This is a genomic window from Streptomyces malaysiensis subsp. samsunensis (genome assembly GCF_024519315.1).
In the GTDB taxonomy this organism is placed as follows: domain Bacteria; phylum Actinomycetota; class Actinomycetes; order Streptomycetales; family Streptomycetaceae; genus Streptomyces; species Streptomyces malaysiensis.
The window spans coordinates 35,858-52,054 of the sequence record NZ_JANIIC010000025.1 but is presented as its reverse complement, the minus strand read 5'-3'; the positions used below and the strand labels follow the sequence as shown (position 1 = coordinate 52,054).

General features: G+C 69.6%; 16 protein-coding genes. 6 read left to right on the top strand and 10 right to left on the bottom strand.

Annotated elements, in window-relative coordinates:
* Positions 1-2 precede the first annotated feature (2 nt).
* On the bottom strand, positions 3-1,001 hold the full coding sequence (locus NQU54_RS21610) for a zinc-dependent alcohol dehydrogenase (protein WP_079257046.1): 999 nt from the start codon (positions 999-1,001) through the stop codon (positions 3-5).
* A 118-nt stretch (positions 1,002-1,119) separates the two neighbouring features.
* On the opposite strand from NQU54_RS21610, the gene NQU54_RS21605 reads away from it, so the two are divergent.
* Positions 1,120-1,845: a CDP-alcohol phosphatidyltransferase family protein gene (locus NQU54_RS21605; RefSeq protein ID WP_257632495.1), complete on the top strand. Its 726-nt coding sequence runs from the start codon at positions 1,120-1,122 to the stop codon at positions 1,843-1,845.
* A 52-nt stretch (positions 1,846-1,897) separates the two neighbouring features.
* Here NQU54_RS21605 and NQU54_RS21600 read toward each other — a convergent pair whose 3' ends face one another.
* Positions 1,898-2,605, bottom strand: a complete 708-nt coding sequence (locus NQU54_RS21600) for an SDR family NAD(P)-dependent oxidoreductase (RefSeq protein ID WP_257632494.1) — start codon at positions 2,603-2,605, stop codon at positions 1,898-1,900.
* A 102-nt stretch (positions 2,606-2,707) separates the two neighbouring features.
* Here NQU54_RS21600 and NQU54_RS21595 point away from each other — a divergent pair, with 102 nt between their 5' ends.
* The 4 genes from NQU54_RS21595 to NQU54_RS21580 all read left to right on the top strand — a co-directional run bounded on the left by NQU54_RS21595 (position 2,708) and on the right by NQU54_RS21580 (position 5,348).
* On the top strand, positions 2,708-3,547 hold the full coding sequence (locus tag NQU54_RS21595; RefSeq protein ID WP_257632493.1) for a helix-turn-helix transcriptional regulator: 840 nt from the start codon (positions 2,708-2,710) through the stop codon (positions 3,545-3,547).
* Positions 3,548-3,850: 303 nt separating this feature from the next.
* Positions 3,851-4,009 (top strand): hypothetical protein, encoded by a 159-nt coding sequence (locus NQU54_RS21590; protein ID WP_167500918.1) that lies wholly within the window; start codon positions 3,851-3,853, stop codon positions 4,007-4,009.
* Positions 4,006-4,554 (top strand): sigma-70 family RNA polymerase sigma factor, encoded by a 549-nt coding sequence (locus NQU54_RS21585; RefSeq protein WP_257632492.1) that lies wholly within the window; start codon positions 4,006-4,008, stop codon positions 4,552-4,554. Before NQU54_RS21590 ends, NQU54_RS21585 begins: the two co-directional genes overlap by 4 nt.
* On the top strand, positions 4,551-5,348 hold the full coding sequence (locus tag NQU54_RS21580) for a hypothetical protein (RefSeq protein WP_257632491.1): 798 nt from the start codon (positions 4,551-4,553) through the stop codon (positions 5,346-5,348). Before NQU54_RS21585 ends, NQU54_RS21580 begins: the two co-directional genes overlap by 4 nt.
* Positions 5,349-5,559: 211 nt before the next feature.
* On the opposite strand, the gene NQU54_RS21575 is transcribed toward NQU54_RS21580, so the two are convergent.
* From NQU54_RS21575 to kdpF, 4 genes are read right to left on the bottom strand one after another with little or no spacing between them, the layout of a single operon-like run.
* A complete protein-coding gene (locus NQU54_RS21575) occupies positions 5,560-6,228 on the bottom strand; it encodes a potassium-transporting ATPase subunit C (protein ID WP_257632490.1) in 669 nt (222 codons plus the stop codon).
* Between the two features lie 5 nt (positions 6,229-6,233).
* Entirely contained in the window at positions 6,234-8,369 is a 2,136-nt protein-coding gene (gene kdpB, locus NQU54_RS21570; RefSeq protein WP_257632489.1) for a potassium-transporting ATPase subunit KdpB, read from the bottom strand.
* On the bottom strand, positions 8,369-10,030 hold the full coding sequence (kdpA, locus tag NQU54_RS21565; protein ID WP_147968876.1) for a potassium-transporting ATPase subunit KdpA: 1,662 nt from the start codon (positions 10,028-10,030) through the stop codon (positions 8,369-8,371). Before kdpA ends, kdpB begins: the two co-directional genes overlap by 1 nt.
* Before the next feature lie 8 nt (positions 10,031-10,038).
* Positions 10,039-10,128, bottom strand: a complete 90-nt coding sequence (gene kdpF / locus NQU54_RS21560; RefSeq protein WP_010351568.1) for a K(+)-transporting ATPase subunit F — start codon at positions 10,126-10,128, stop codon at positions 10,039-10,041.
* Between the two features lie 683 nt (positions 10,129-10,811).
* Here kdpF and NQU54_RS21555 point away from each other — a divergent pair.
* Entirely contained in the window at positions 10,812-12,764 is a 1,953-nt protein-coding gene (locus NQU54_RS21555; protein ID WP_257632488.1) for an APC family permease, read from the top strand.
* Here NQU54_RS21555 and NQU54_RS21550 read toward each other — a convergent pair.
* From NQU54_RS21550 to NQU54_RS21535, 4 genes are all read right to left on the bottom strand, one after another.
* Complete coding sequence (locus NQU54_RS21550; RefSeq protein ID WP_257632487.1) at positions 12,697-13,971, bottom strand: pectate lyase; 1,275 nt, start codon at positions 13,969-13,971, stop codon at positions 12,697-12,699. The genes NQU54_RS21555 and NQU54_RS21550 overlap by 68 nt on opposite strands.
* 634 nt (positions 13,972-14,605) lie before the next feature.
* A complete protein-coding gene (locus NQU54_RS21545; RefSeq protein WP_257632486.1) occupies positions 14,606-15,298 on the bottom strand; it encodes a hypothetical protein in 693 nt (230 codons plus the stop codon).
* The gene (locus tag NQU54_RS21540) at positions 15,295-15,723 is read right to left on the bottom strand and encodes a hypothetical protein (protein ID WP_257632485.1); all 429 of its coding nucleotides are present in this window, start codon (positions 15,721-15,723) and stop codon (positions 15,295-15,297) included. The genes NQU54_RS21545 and NQU54_RS21540 overlap by 4 nt, the downstream gene beginning before the upstream one ends.
* Positions 15,720-16,151 (bottom strand): hypothetical protein, encoded by a 432-nt coding sequence (locus NQU54_RS21535; RefSeq protein WP_257632484.1) that lies wholly within the window; start codon positions 16,149-16,151, stop codon positions 15,720-15,722. Before NQU54_RS21535 ends, NQU54_RS21540 begins: the two co-directional genes overlap by 4 nt.
* Between the last annotated feature and the right edge of the window lie 46 nt (positions 16,152-16,197).

Here is a 16,197-nt window from a genome sequence, read left to right as displayed (position 1 = left end):
GTTCAGACCGATGACACGGCAGATTCGGCGCCGTAGCGTACCCGGTGGCACAGCCCCGGAATCTCGCCGGAAGCGAGCCTCGGCAGCACCTCGGGAAGCTCCTCGAAGCCGCATTCGCCGGTGACGAGGGCGTCGAAGGCGGGGTCGGCGAGCAGTTCGAGCGCCAGCGCCATCCGGTCGCCGTAACCACGGCGGTTGCCCCGGGCGGGTGACACCGTCCCCACCTGGCTGCTGCGCACCGTCAGCCGCCGGGAGTGGAACGCCTCCCCCAGCGGCAGGCCGACCCGCCGGTCCCCGTACCAGCTCAGCTCCAGCACGGTGCCCTCCGGGGCGAGGAGCTCCAGCGAGCGGGCGAGCCCCCGCTCGGTGGCGCTTGCGTGCACGACCAGATCGAGGTCGCCCGCCGCCTCCTCCGGGAGCGCGAAGTCCACCCCGAGCGCCCGCGCGACCTCGGCGCGCGCCGGCTCGGCGTCCACCAGCTGCACCCGTACGGCCGGGAACCGCGACAGCACCGCCGCCACGGAGGCCCCCACCATCCCGGCCCCCACCACGGCGATCCGGTCGCCCAGCAGGGGCGCGGCGTCCCACGCGGCGTTCACCGCGGTCTCCACCGTGCCCGCCAGCACCGCGCGCTGGGCGGGCACGCCCTCCGGCACCGGGGTCACCGCGCTCGCCGGGACCACATAGCGGGTCTGATGCGGATACAGACAGAAGACGGCGCGCCCCAGCAGGGACGACGGCCCCTCCTCCACCAGACCCACATTGAGATAGCCGTACTTGACCGGCCCGGGGAACGCGCCGTCCTGGAACGGCGCGCGCATCGCGGTGTGCTGACTCTCCGGTACGCCACCGCGGAAGACCAGGGTCTCCGTACCGCGGCTCACCCCGGAGCACAGCGTGCGCACCACCACGTCCTTCGGCCCGGGGTCGGGCAGGGCCGTCTCCCGTATCTCACCGAGGCCGGGGGAGCGAAGCCAGAAGGCACGGGCGGTGCGCGTCATACGACGTTCTCCTGAGGGGATGAACAATCGGGCGGTGGCTCACGTACCGATGACCATGAAGCCGCGAACACGGTACGCGGCACCCATTCACTCCGCCACACAGCCCGGAGGGTGCACGGTGGCCCTGAACAATCCCTACAACACGACGCCGTTGCGGAACGAGACGGCGGTGGGCGCCGCCGCCCAGCTGCTGTTGCTCGTCCTGCTCGGCACGGCGATCGACCTGGGGCCCGCGGGCTGGCTGACCGGCCTGGCCTTCGCGGTCGTCACCTGGGCGGTGCTCACCCGCGCCCTGTCGCGGTCCTGGCTCGCCTCCTTCGGCGCGGCCAACCGCGTCACCCTGGCGCGGGCCACGCTCGTCGGCGGTGTGACCGCGCTGGTCGCCGACTCCTTCGAGAGCCCGACGCCGGTCACCGCCCTGGTGGCCCTCACCGCGGTCGCGCTGATCCTGGACGCGGTCGACGGACAGGTGGCCCGCCGCACCGGCACCTCGTCCTCCCTGGGCGCGCGGTTCGACATGGAGGTCGACGCCGTCCTCATCCTGGTGCTCAGCATCTATGTGGCCACCTCGCTCGGCCCCTGGGTGCTGCTCATCGGCGCCATGCGCTACCTCTTCGTCGCCACGGCACGGGTGCTGCCGTGGCTGAACGGCCGGCTCCCCCCGAGCACCGCCCGTAAGACGGTGGCGGCGCTCCAGGGTGTTCTGCTGCTGGTCGTCGGCGCCGATGTGCTGCCCTATCCGCTGGCCTTCGGCGCCGCGCTGCTGGCCCTGACCCTGCTGAGCTGGTCCTTCGCCCGCGACATCCGGTGGCTGTGGCGCACCCGGGACAGCAGGACCGGATGAGCACGGCGGCGCCGACGAGCCCGCCGCTCCACCAGGGGAGGGTGCCCCCGCCCTACCAGGGGAGGGTGCCCTCGATGTCGACGTAGCCTCCCGTCGGGCCGTCGGGGCCCATCTGCGCCATCCGGACGATGATCTCGGCGCCCTCCGCCACGGTCTGGTGGCCGGTGTGCGCGTTGAGGTCCGTCGCGGTGTAGCCGGGCTCGACGGCGTTGATCCGCATCTCCGGGAACGCCTTCGCGTACTGCACGGTGACCATGTTGACCGTGGTCTTCGACGCCGGATAGGCGACCCCGGGGTAGGCGTAGGCGGGGTCGTCCGGGGTGGAGACCCGCTTCAGCGAGGCCAGACCGCTGCTGACGTTGACCACGACCGGGGCGGCGGACCGCCGCAGCAGCGGCAGGAAGGCATGGGTGACCCGCACCATGCCGAAGACGTTCGTCTCGAACACGGTCCGCATCATGTCGGCGGTGACCTCCGCGGCGCCGACCACCCCGCCGTCCGGCGTCCGCTCCTCGATACCGGCGTTGTTGATCAGTACATCCAGCCCGCCGTCGGCCTCGATGGTCTTCACGGCGGCGGCCACGGACGCGTCATCGGTGACATCGAGGACGACCGGCCGCGCCCCCAGCCGTTCGGCGGCCCGGCGACCGCGGTCGGCGTCCCGGCTGCCCAGGTGGACGGTGTGTCCCGCGGCGATCAGGCGGCGGGCGGTCTCGAAGCCGAGACCCTTGTTGGCTCCGGTGATGAGTGTTGTCGTCATGTCTCCAGGCTCCGCCCGGAGGGTGCGGGCAGCCAGGTGCCCTGTCTTCCTGGGAACGCGAGTACCAGGTTCGTCCCCGGGCCGAGGTGCACACTGGTCACCATGGCGACCACGGAGTTCGGGCAGGCGGTACGGCGCTGGCGCGACCGGGTCCCCCCGGAGGCCGCCGGGCTGCCGGCCGGCGGGCAGCGGCGCGCGGCCGGGCTGCGCCGCGAGGAGCTGGCCATGCTGGCCGGGATCTCCGTCGACTACATCACCCGCCTCGAACAGGGCCGGGCCTCCCATCCCTCGACCCAGGTGGTCGAGGCCCTGGCCAGGGCGCTGCGGCTGTCGGGGGACGAGCGCGCCCACCTCTTCCGGCTGGCCGGGCTGGTGCCACCGGGCCCGGAGACCGTACCGGCGTACATCACCCCGAGCGTCCAGCGGCTGCTGGACCGGCTGACCGGAACTCCCGTCGCCGTGAGCGACGCGTCCTGGACGCTGCTGATGGCCAATCCGCCGTATGTGGCGCTGATGGGCGATCCGTCCCGATGGCGCGGCAACGAGCGCAATGGCGCGTGGCGGCACTTCGTCCGCCAGATCAGCGGGGCCCGGCAGACGCATGAGGACCGGACCCGGTTCCAGGCCGCGCTGGTCGCCGATCTCCGTACGGCCGCCGCCCGCTACCCGGCCGATCAGCGGCTGCGGCGGCTGGTGGCGGAGCTGCGCGCGAACAGCGAGCGGTTCGCGAAGCTGTGGGACTCCGGCACCGTCGGCCACCACGAGGCATCGCGCAAGACCATCGACCATCCGCGGGTGGGTTCGCTGACGCTGGACTGCGATGTGCTCACCGTGGCGGGCAGCGATCTGCGGATCGTGGTCTACACCGCCGAGCCCGGCACCGAGGACGCCGAACGCCTCGCCCTGCTCACCGTGCTCGGCACCCAGACACTCACCGGCTAAGCAGATCGGCGGAAGTCGGCTGCGGTTCGGTGGCGCCCCGAAGGGGCGCGGGGAACTGCGCGACCAGCCACGACGGCGCCGCGGACGATCGACGGCATGTCAGGGCACTTCCAGCGGAGCGCTTAGCACCTATCTGTTTTTCATATTTGCGTAATTGGATCGCTGCGTTCCGTAAGATTTTAGGCTCATCCGATGCACGAACCGGCGTCCGTGCGCGCTATCTGAACAGAGAGCGCAACACGGCGCACTCGCGGGGCGTGTGGGGGCCACCCTCGTACGACGAACAGAAGGACAACAAGTCCGGTGAATCTTCAAACCGTGGTGAACGTCGTCACCGCCGTGCTCGTGGCACGGGTATTCGGCAGTGACGCCATCGCCCTCCTGCGCCGTGCGGCCGCGATGGGAGTCCGCGTCGGCGTATCGGAACTGCATCGCAGCAACCAGGAAGGAGGGGAGCGGTGACCAACGACTTCCCGCGCTCGCGCGAGACCACCTCGATGACCACCGGACTCCCCGCCGACTTCCGTGCCTTCCACCAACTCCACCGGAAGGCGTACATAGACCGAGCCATGGTCTACCTCGGCAACCACGCGGACGCCGAGGAAGCCGTCGACGCGGCCTTCGAGCAACTCCTGCGCTGCTGGCCCAAGGTCCTGACCATGGAGAACCCGGCCGCCTACGCCTGGAAGGTCATGAAGAACCGGGTCATCGACCTCGCCCGCGCCCGCAACCGGGGCCCCGCCCTGCTGGACAACGCGACCTTCGAGACCGCGATACTCCAGGACGCGGTCGATCCCATAGCCGTGCTCGAGGAGAGCCTGAACCTCTATCAGGCCATCAAGAAACTCCCCGAGCGCCAGCAGGACGTGGTCATCCTGCTCCACTGCCGCGGCTACCGCGTCGCCGAGACCGCCACCCACCTCGGCATCACCGAGGCCGGTGTCCGCTCCACCGCCCGCTACGCCCGCCGCCGTCTCCAGCAACTCCTGGCCAAGGAAGACCGATGACCTCACCCATTGACCACATCCTCGCCCGGGCCCTGCTCAACCCCACCCCTCCCATCGACTTCGAGGCCGCCGAGGCCCGGCTCGCCGCCCGCCACGCCGACCCCGGCGGCGCCCCACCCCATGAGCGGCCCCCGCAACACCCCCGGGGGACGGCCGGGGCCGCCGAAGCCGCGGCGCCGGGCGCGGACGAACGGATGGCGCAGGACCTGCACACCCTGTGCGAGGCGATCATGGCCCGCCCCGACGCCCTGACCCAGCTGCGGGACTTCCTCACCCGGCGCATCCTCGAACCGCCCGGCTCCCGTGTCCTGGGGTGCGTCCTCCAGCTGGCCGGCCATGAGGACCACGCCCAGTTCTGGTGGCAGTTCGCCGCCGGCGCCGGGGACCCCGCCGCCGCGTACTGCCTCTACCTCCACCACATGGCGCTCGGCGAGGACGGCCAGGCGCACGCGTGGCTGGAGTGGTGGCATGAACAAGCGGGCAACGACATCCCGCCGGTCACCGACACCGTGGAGGACTGGGCCGCCACCGACCATGAGATGGCCGCGGCCCTGCGCATCCTGCACGGCCTGAAGAGAGGCCAGGAGGTGCCGCCCGCCACCACGGCGGTCATCCACTACGTCGCCCGGGCCGTCGACTTCATCGACGACCCCGATATCGACCTCCCCCTGCCCGAACCGGGGTTCGCCGACCGCATCGAGGACCTCACCACCACCAAGGCGGCCGCCGCCAGCGCGCCACCGGCCGGCCGGGCCGTGCTGCCCGAGCGGCCGCGCAGCGGTTCACCCGCCTAGCGGCCCGGGGCGCGTGGGGAGACGGGCCCCGGCCCGAGGCCATCCCTCGAAGCGGTACCCCGTACCGGGCGGCGCCTCCTCGGTACGGCGGACCGCGGCCCGCAGCCGGACCGGCAGCTCGTCCATGCCGAAACGGCGGCGCGGCGGCGGGAGCCGGTGGCCGGAGGCATCCTCCGGCCACCGGCTCCCGCTCCTGGGGCGCGCCACGCCATCAGCGCTCGGCGACGAGATCCTTGAGCGCGATGTTGAGCTCGAGGACGTTCACCCGCGGCTCCCCGATGAAGCCGGCCATACGGCCCTCGGTCCTGTCCTCGACCAGCTTCTTCACCTGGGCGACGGGCAGCCCGTTCTTCACCGCGACCCGGTGCACCTGGATGTCCGCGTACCGCGGGGAGATGTCCGGGTCCAGACCGGAGGCGGAGGAGGTCACCGCGTCGGCGGGGACCTGGGACGGTTTGACGGTGTAGCCGGGCACCGAGTTGTTCTTGACGACCGCGGCCTTGGCGTCCTTGACCTGCTGGACGAGGTCCTCGCTGTCGGCGGCGAGGTTGGTGGCTCCGGACAGCAGCAGCGAGTACTGGGTGTTGAGGCTGTTGGTGCCCAGGCCGTTCGCCGGACGTCCCTGGAACCACTTCAGATCGGGATCCGGGGTCTCCTGACCCTTCTTCAGTGGCAGGTTGTACGGCTGCCCGATCAGCGAGGAGCCGACGACCTTGCCGTGCGCCTCGATCTCGGAGCCGTTCGCCTTGTCGTGGAACAGCCCCTGGGCGATGCCGGTGACCAGCAGCGGATAGATGACGCCCGTCACCAGGGTCAGCATCAGAAGGGCGCGCAGACCGGCCCCGAACAGCCGGACGGTGTTCGTGACGGAGTTGTTCATGGCGATCAGCCGATCCCGGGGATGAGGGAGATGAGCATGTCGATGATCTTGATGGCGATGAAGGGCGCTATCAGGCCGCCGAATCCGTAGATCCCGAGGTTGCGCCGCAGCATCCTGTCCGCGCTCATCGGCCGGTAGCGCACCCCCCTCAGGGCGAGCGGCACCAGCGCGATGATGATCAGCGCGTTGAAGACGACCGCGGACAGGATCGCCGAGTCCGGTGAGGACAGCTGCATGATGTTCAGCTTGTCCAGGCCCGGGTAGACCGCCGCGAACAGCGCCGGGATGATCGCGAAGTACTTCGCGACATCGTTGGCGATGGAGAAGGTGGTCAGCGCGCCACGGGTGATGAGCAACTGCTTGCCGATCTCCACGATCTCGATCAGCTTGGTCGGGTTGGAGTCGAGGTCGACCATGTTGCCGGCCTCCTTGGCGGCCGACGTACCGGTGTTCATCGCCACCCCGACATCCGCCTGCGCAAGCGCCGGGGCGTCGTTGGTGCCGTCGCCGGTCATCGCCACCAGCTTGCCGCCCGCCTGCTCACGCTTGATCAGGGCCATCTTTTCCTCGGGAGTGGCCTCGGCGAGGAAGTCGTCGACGCCCGCCTCATCGGCGATCGCCTTGGCCGTCAGCGGGTTGTCACCCGTGATCATGACGGTCTTGATGCCCATGCGGCGCAGCTCGTCGAACCGCTCCCGCATGCCCTCCTTGACGACGTCCTTGAGGTGGATGACGCCCAGGACCCGGGCCCCGTCGGCGTCCTCCACCGCCACCAGCAGCGGGGTGCCACCGGCCTCGGAGATCCGGTGGGCGATCCGGTCCGCGTCCTCGGCGACCGTGCCGCCCCGCTCCCGGACCCAGGCGATGACCGAACCGGCCGCGCCCTTGCGGATCTTCCGCTCGCCCGCGTCCACACCCGACATCCGGGTCTGCGCGGTGAACTCGATCCACTCGGCGCCCACCAGTTCGCCCTGGTGGCGCTCGCGCAGCCGGTACTTCTCCTTCGCCAGGATCACGATGGACCGGCCCTCGGGGGTCTCGTCGGCCAGCGAGGACAGCTGGGCGGCGTCGGCCACCTCGGCCTCCGTGGTGCCGCGCACCGGCACGAACTCCGCCGCCTGCCGGTTGCCCAGCGTGATGGTGCCGGTCTTGTCCAGCAGCAGTGTGGAGACATCACCGGCGGCCTCGACCGCCCGGCCCGACATCGCCAGCACATTGCGCTGCACCAGCCGGTCCATGCCCGCGATGCCGATCGCCGACAGCAGCGCCCCGATCGTCGTCGGGATCAGACAGACCAGCAGCGCCACCAGCACCACCATGGTCAGCCGCGTACCTGAGTAGTCCGCGAACGGCGGCAGCGTGGCGCATGCGAGCAGGAACGCGATCGTCAGCGAGGCGAGCAGGATGTTCAGCGCGATCTCGTTGGGCGTCTTCTGCCGCGCGGCGCCCTCGACCAGGCTGATCATCCGGTCGATGAAGGTCTCGCCCGGTTTGGTGGTGATCCTGATGACGATGCGGTCGGACAGCACCTTCGTACCGCCGGTCACGGCCGAACGGTCGCCGCCGGATTCGCGGATGACCGGCGCCGACTCACCGGTGATCGCCGACTCGTCGACCGAGGCGACGCCCTCGACCACATCGCCGTCACCGGGGATGACATCGCCGGCCTCGCAGACCACCAGGTCGCCGACGCGCAGTTCGGTGCCGGGGATCCGTTCCTCCGAGCCGTCCCCCCGCAGCCGCCGCGCGACCGTGTCGGTCTTGGCCTTGCGCAGGGTGTCGGCCTGCGCCTTGCCCCGGCCCTCGGCGACCGCCTCCGCCAGATTGGCGAAGATCACGGTCAGCCACAGCCAGGCGCTGATCGCCCAGCCGAACCAGTCGCCCGGGTCCTTGAAGGAAAAGGCGGTGGTCAGCACGGACCCGACCAGCACGACGAACATCACGGGCGACTTGACCATCACCCGCGGGTCCAGCTTGCGGAAGGCGTCCGGCAGCGACCTGAGCAGTTGCCCCGGATGGAAGAGGCCCGCGCCGACACGGTCCTCGGCCGAGGCGTGTCCGGTGGGAACGCCGTTGTGCGGCGCCTTGGTCCCAGTGGCAGTGGACATGGAGTCCTCGTGGTTTTCTATGCGGGTGGTCATCACGCCAGCCCCTCGGCCAGCGGCCCCAGCGCCAGCGCCGGGAAGTACGTCAGACCGGTGATGATCAGGATCGCGCCCACCAACAGCCCGGTGAACAGCGGCTTTTCGGTGCGCAGAGTGCCCGCGGTGGCCGGGACCGGCTTCTGCTCGGCGAGCGAGCCCGCGAGCGCCAGGACGAAGACCATGGGCACGAAGCGGCCGAGCAGCATCGCGAGGCCGGTCGTGGTGTTGAACCAGTCGGTGTTCGCGTTCAGGCCCGCGAAGGCCGAGCCGTTGTTGTTCGAGGCCGAGGTGAAGGCGTACAGCACCTCGGAGAAGCCGTGCGCACCGGAGTTGAGCATCGAGTTCGGCGGCGTCGGCAGGGCCACCGAAGCGGCGGTGAAGATCAGGACCAGTGCCGGGGTGACCAGGATGTAGCAGGCCGCCAGCTTGATCTCACGGGAACCGATCTTCTTGCCCAGATACTCGGGTGTGCGGCCGACCATCAGCCCGGCGATGAACACCGCGATGATCGCCATGATCAGCATGCCGTAGAGGCCGGAGCCCACACCACCGGGCGCGATCTCGCCCAGCATCATGCCGAGCATGGTGATACCGCCGCCCAGACCGGTGAAGGAGGAGTGGAAGGAGTCCACCGCTCCGGTCGAGGTGAGCGTGGTCGACACCGCGAAGAGCGCCGAGCCGCCGACCCCGAAGCGGGTCTCCTTGCCCTCCAGCGCGCCGCCCGCGGCCTGAAGGGCCGGGCCGTGGTGGGCGAACTCGGTCCACATCATCAGGGCCACGAAGCCGACCCAGATGGTGACCATGGTCGCCAGGATCGCGTAACCCTGTTTGACCGAGCCGACCATGACACCGAAGGCGCGGGTCATCGCCAGCGGAATGACCAGGATCAGGAAGATCTCGAAGAGGTTGGTGAACGGCGTTGGGTTCTCGAACGGGTGGGAGCTGTTGGCGTTGAAGTAGCCGCCGCCGTTGGTGCCCAGCTCCTTGATGGCCTCCTGCGAGGCCACGGCGCCGCCGTTCCACTGCTGCGAGCCGCCCATGAACTGGCCCACCTCGTGGATGCCGGAGAAGTTCTGGAGGGCGCCGCACGCCACCAGGACCACGGCGGCGACCGCCGCGATCGGCACCAGGACGCGGACCGTGCCACGCACCAGATCGGCCCAGAAGTTGCCGAGTTCACCGGTGCGTGAGCGCGCGAAGCCGCGCACCAGCGCCACCGCGACGGCGATGCCGACCGCGGCCGACACGAAGTTCTGCACGGCCAGACCGGCGGTCTGCACGACGTGGCCCATGGCCTGCTCGCCGTAGTACGACTGCCAGTTGGTGTTCGTCACGAAGGACGCGGCCGTGTCGAACGCCTGCGCTGGCTCGATCGAGGAGAACCCGAGTGAACCGGGCAGGCTGCCCTGCAACCGCTGGAGCAGGTACAGGAAGAGCACACCGGCCACCGAGAAGGCCAGCACCCCACGCAGATACGAGACCCAGCGCATCTCGGTGTCGGGGTTGGCACCGATGCCCTTGTAGATCCACTTCTCCACGCGCCAGTGCTTGTCGGAGGAGTAGACCTTGGCCATGTAGTTGCCGAGGGGGACGTAGGCGAGTGCCAGCGCCCCTATGAGGGCGAGCAGCTGGAGCACGCCGGCGAGTACGGGACCCATATCCGATCTCAGAACCTCTCCGGGAAGATCAGGGCGAGGACGAGATAGCCCAGCAGGGCGACGGCCACGATGAGGCCGACGACGTTTTCGACGGTCACAGCTTTGTCACCCCTTTGGCGACAAAGGCCACCAGCGCGAAAACCGCGATCGTGGTGACGACGAAGGCCACATCGGCCATCGCGAGCTCCTGGAAAGAGGTCGGGGAGATCCGCGAACCGCGGATCGGAGGGATAACGGGTAGAAGAAAACCCCGACCTTTGACCGGATTCGAGCGTTGTTGACGAGTCCCATACGGCGATGCGCGCCCCTTTGACGCGCCTCTTACGGACTCCACGGAGGGCCTCGACGTCTTGCCGGCGCTTGGGGTCGCGGCCGTCGCCCGGGACACGGTCTTGACGCGGCCGGGCGCGGTCGGGCGGGCCGGGTGCGGTCACCTTCCCGGCCACCTTCCGGCCACGCTCCCGCTCGCCTTTCCGTCGCCTTCGTGCGAGTTGTCCAGAGGGTGCCGTACGAGATGGCCAGGGGTGCCGTACGAGATAACGCTGAGTGTCCGCCCCGGCGCCCTCGGCCACGCCCGCCCACGCCGTGACGTAATTCACGGCCGTAGGCGGCGGACCTGCTCCTCTTGGCGCACCGCCGGCACCCGCCCCGGCGCTCTTAACGGAGTCTTGACGCCCGCGAGGCGTCTTTTCGAGGGCCAGAACATCACTCTCCGCTACGCTGGTGCGGCCGTCCGTGTGATGGCCGGAACCGCACGCCGAGCCACGGCAGGAGCACATCGATGGTCACCACCGAGGGCCCACCGCGTCGTCTGCGTGCGTGGATGCTGGAGGGTCTGTCCGATATGGGTAGGACGGGCGGCCACACCGGTCCGCACGCCGAGCCGAAGCCCGCGCACAAGGGCCAGCCATGGTGGCGCGTGATGTGCCTGACCGGCGTCGACTACTTCTCCACCCTCGGCTACCAGCCGGGCATCGCCGCCCTCGCGGCCGGACTGCTGTCACCCATCGCGACCATCGTCCTGGTGGTGGTCACCCTGGCGGGCGCCCTGCCGGTGTACCGGCGGGTGGCCGAGGAGAGCCCCCGGGGCGAGGGCTCGATCGCGATGCTGGAGCGGCTGCTGTCCTTCTGGAAGGGCAAGCTGTTCGTACTGACCCTGCTCGGCTTCGCGGCCACCGACTTCCTGGTCACCATCACCCTCTCGGCCGCCGACGCCTCCACCCACCTGGTGGAGAACCCCCATCTGACCAGCACCCTCCATGGCCATCAGATGCTGATCACCCTGCTTCTGGTCGCCCTGCTCGGCGCGGTGTTCCTCAAGGGCTTCCTGGAGGCGATCGGGGTGGCGGTCGCGCTGGTCGGCGTCTACCTCGCGCTGAACGCCGTGGTGGTCGTCGTCGGCCTGTGGCATGTGGCCACCGCGGGCCATGTGGTCACCGACTGGTCCGCCGCCCTGACCGCCGAGCACGGGAACGCCCTCGCCATGGTCGGCGTGGCCCTGGTCGTCTTCCCCAAACTCGCCCTCGGCCTCTCCGGCTTCGAAACCGGCGTCGCGGTGATGCCGCACGTCAAGGGGGACGACAGCGACAGCGAGGAGAAGCCCGCCGGGCGGATCCGGAACACCAAGAAACTGCTGACGGCCGCCGCCGCCATCATGAGCGTCTTCCTGATCACGACCAGCTTCATCACCACGCTCCTGATCCCGGAGAAGGAGTTCGAGGCGGGCGGCAAGGCCAACGGCCGGGCCCTGGCGTACCTCGCCCACGAGTTCCTCGGCGGTGCCTTCGGCACGATCTACGACGTCTCGACGATCGCCATCCTGTGGTTCGCCGGCGCGTCCGCGATGGCGGGCCTGCTGAACCTGATGCCGCGCTATCTGCCGCGCTACGGCATGGCCCCGCACTGGGCCCGCGCCGTACGCCCCATGGTCATCGTGTTCACCCTCATCGGCTTCCTGGTCACCTGGATCTTCGACGCCGATGTCGACGCCCAGGGCGGGGCCTACGCCACCGGGGTGCTGGTGCTGATCAGCTCCGCGGCGATCGCGGTGACCATCGCGGCGCGCAAGGCCGGGCAGCGTAAGTGGACGATCGCGTTCGCGGTGATAGCCGCGGTGTTCCTCTATACGACGGTCGTCAACGTCATCGAGCGTCCCGACGGTGTGAAGATCGGCGCCTGCTTCATCGCGGGCATCATCCTGGTCTCCCTGCTGTCCCGGCTGGCCCGCGCCTTCGAACTGCGTGTGACCAGCGTGACGCTGGACCCCATGGCGGAACGCTTCGTCAGGGATATCGCCAGCCGCAAGATCCGGTTCATCGCCAATGAGCCCGACCGGCGCGACCGGGCCGAGTACCGCGACAAGGTCGATCAGATCCGCGCCGACAACGATCTGCCGGAGCAGGAGGACTTCGTCTTCGTGGAGGTGACGGTCACCGACCCCTCCGAGTTCGAGGCGAGCCTGACCGTACGCGGCGAGGTCCTCCACGGCCGCTACCGCGTGCTCACCCTGGAGTCCTCCTCCATCCCCAACGCCCTGGCCGCGCTGCTCCTCCACGTCCGCGAGACGACGGGCCGCACCCCGCACATCTACTTCGAGTGGACCGAGGGCAACCCCTTCGCCAACTTCCTGCGCTTCTTCCTCTTCGGCCAGGGAGAGGTGGCCCCGGTCACCCGCGAGGTCCTGCGCGGCGCCGAACCCGACCGCACCCGCCGCCCGCGCGTCCACACCGCCTGAGCGGGCCGAGCAGCCCCACGGCGATGCCGCCCCCCTCGCTCGGCCGACGGCGTGCGCGATCCGGGCTCAGCCCGCGGGCTGAACCACGTAGCCGATCAGTTTGGCCATGTTGGCCACGTAGGCCGCGGAGCTGATGCCCAGTGGGGCCTCCCGCGGCTGGTACGGCGGCTCGGCCGGCGGATCCTGGGGGTTGTACGGCGAGGTGTCCCGGAGATCGCCGACGTTCTTGCTCATGTACGCCTTTCCGTCGTACGGCTTCCGGGCGCCGGGCCCCTCGTAAGGGTTGGTCACCGCGTCCAGCCGGGTCAGCCAGTGGTCCCGATCGCCGAGTCCGGCCACCAGAGCGGCCGCCTCGGCGTCCGACACCACCGGCAGCGGGAGAGGCGCGTCGCGCAGCAGGTCGGACAGCTGGATGTCGCGGGGTGTAGTCGCCGTCCTCCATGCCGTGCGTCACGTCGTCGGGGAGCCACGAGGGCCGCCGTTCGGGCCACGGCATCCTGCTGACCGAGCCGTGGTACGCGGGGAAGCGCTGCGGCCAGCGGCCGTCGGCGACACCGGTGCCGAACTGGGCGGCCAGCACGAAACCGATCGCGCGGTCCAGGGCCTTTTCGAACCGCCGATCGCCGCGCTCCACGTACAGCCGCAGGATCAATTGGGCGGCGGCTGAAGTGCCCGCGTCGTCGAAGGTGGCGTTCCCGTAGTAGTGCTGGAACTCCTCCAGCCGCCAGCCGTTGGCGCCGATCGTCTCGTACCAGTCCTCGAGGGACTTCCCGCCGGCGAAGTCATGGATGTAGTTCCAGCCGCCGACCGGCAGTTGGGCGTCCACGAGGGCGAGTCCGGTGCGCTCGGCGGCCCGGTAGAACACCTCGTGGCCGGTGGCGTGGTAGGCGTCGAGCATGCTGTGCCCGACGGACGGGGTACCGGGCGGCTGGACCCAGCACATGGTGCGCTTGGCCTCCATCTCGCCCCATGTCACCGAGAGGTCGGGCAGATAGTTCCAGACGTAGCCGCCCCGGTAGGAGACGGTGCCGTCCATGTACGCGGCGGCTCTGCTCATGGCGCGGATCGTCTCGGTCCGCTGATCGGCGCCGTTCCGGGCGGTGCCGGGGGACGATGCCGCGGCCGCTCCCGGATGGGTCGCGGCGGGCATGGCGAGCAGCGGGGTGACGGCGAGTCGACTGAACGTGCGACGGCCCAAGTTCTTCATGACGAAGTGCCTTCCTCACGTACGCGTAGTCCGAAAGGTGGGCGCGGCTCCGGCCGCACAGCGGCGGCACCCGCTGTGCCGTCCTCGCAGCACGAGCGCCCGGTACACCGACATGAACACGGGCGCCTCGTTGTCCGGGTGGACGCTAGTGGTTACCTCATCTAACGAACAGTATGTGGACGCCATTTTGATTCAGGAATTCGCGCCGGACCGGTACGAGCGCCGTCCGGCGCCACTTCCGGCGCACCAGCTGCCGGTGCCGGGTCAGCGGTGTGTCCGGGGTGACCAGCCGATCACGGCGTAGGGTGGAGGGCAGGTGCCACGCGAGGGCGGAGAGCACAAAGTGCTGGCCGAGAGGAAACTCGACCAGCACTATCAGAAAGCCTGTGGGCTATCAGTATGTGTCCGAGGGGGGACACGCACCATACGTACACGCCCGTCTTGCGGGGCGAGCTGCTCCTGCCGTAGCCACAGGTTCGAGTCCTCGGCATTACCCAGACGATCTTCGCGAGCGGGGCGTCCGATCCCACACCGGGTCTACGGCCGCACCCCGTCGGCCGCGTCACCAACCTCCCCGGGCAGAACACCTAGGTCTGCCCGGGACCCGGCTGGTGGTCCGGCCCCGGGGCGGGGTTCAGGCCACGCGCTGGCGCCGTTCCAGGGCTTTCGCGGCGCGCTGCCGCTCAGAGACGAACGCGTTGATCGTTCCGGGGCCGGCGCCCGGGGTGCGGTCCCACTGTTCGAACTTCCGGGCGACGGTGGCGAGCCGCTCGTCGCCGGGGCCCACATCGATCTGGAAGTGGCTCTCCTTCGGGATCTTCTCGTCCCCGCCCCACCGCACCACTCCCTCGCAGTCGGCGAGGATGTCTCGGATGACGACCGTCTCGTGCGGGAAGAGCCCGTCCTTGGAGCCGACGGGGTACAACACGGGACGGATCGCGATCGCTGTGCCCGAGAGGTAGTTGCTCTCGTACCGCGCCGAAACGGCGCGGTCCATGGAATGGCCGGTGACCTCGCCCGCGTCCAGGGTGGCGATCTCGTAGTTGAAGCGACGGGCCACGAACAGCAGCGCCGTGGCCACATCGCCCGCCAGGAGGGGGACGGTCACCTGCTCAGTGCCCTCCACCTGGTGCTCGTGAACCTCGCTGGTCACCGGCCAGCCGTTCGCTGATCTCTCTTCGCGCCATAACGCTCTCTCGGCTCCGGCCGCTGTGGCCGGGCCGGTCAACCCGCCCGCCCACAGGGTGACGCCGCCCGCTATGCCGAGCCCGGCGGTCAGGAAGTCTCGGCGGCCGAACCGCGAGGCAGTGGGTAGGACATCGCTCATGCACTGGCTCCTGTTCTCGACGTAACGGTTCTCGACGTGACGGCCGCGTGCACGGCCTTGGCGGAACACAGAACGAAACCTGCGGCGAAGACGAAGACCACCGGGTTCACCCAAACCGGAACGAGATCGCTCGTGGTGCCGTCGTTCCACCGGCACTCATGACTCAGCGGGAACGCGGTCTCCGTGACCGAGTCGGGCCGATTTCCGGACCCGTGCCCGGACTTCACGGCGCAGATCTCGCTCGTCTGCGTGAAACCGGACAGCGCTCCGAACATGTACACGAATAACGTGATGCCGAGGCATACCGCGGCGGCCGCCGACCACGCCCGTGGATCACGCCATGGGAAGGCCCGTGCCCTCAGCAGGCGCACGGACTTCACGAGGACGAAGACGAGCAGCAGCAGGGCAGCCCCGGCGAAAATCATTGCGAATCTCTCAGGTTCTTCTTCTGGTTGGCGAGGTAGGTGGCCTTCTTCAGGCCCTCTTGTCCGGCTCTGGCCAGCAGCGAGTCGGCGAATCCCCGGCAGAATTCAGTGAGCTTGTCGGCGGGGAGCATCTCGGGCAGCAGCGTGTCGTACCCCGCGATGCCGTAGATCAGCTTCGCCCGCCCCAGCGCGATGGTGGGGTCGTCGCTCATCGTCAGCATGTTCCGGGCCATGTCGGTGGCGGTGCTGGCAAGCCCGCTGAACCGTTTGGTGAGGAAGTCGCCGATCCGGGTGAGGCCGCCGCTGCCGCGGTAGTGGTTCCGGACCGCCGTGACGATGTCCTGGCCGCCGCGCACCCGTTCTGAGATCAGATAGCCGTCCGCGTCTTCGAGAAGGTCGTTGAAGCCGAAGGTGAAGCGTCTGCGCATCGGGGACTACCGGGTCGCACACGCTCGTGGCGATCGTCTGGCGGTG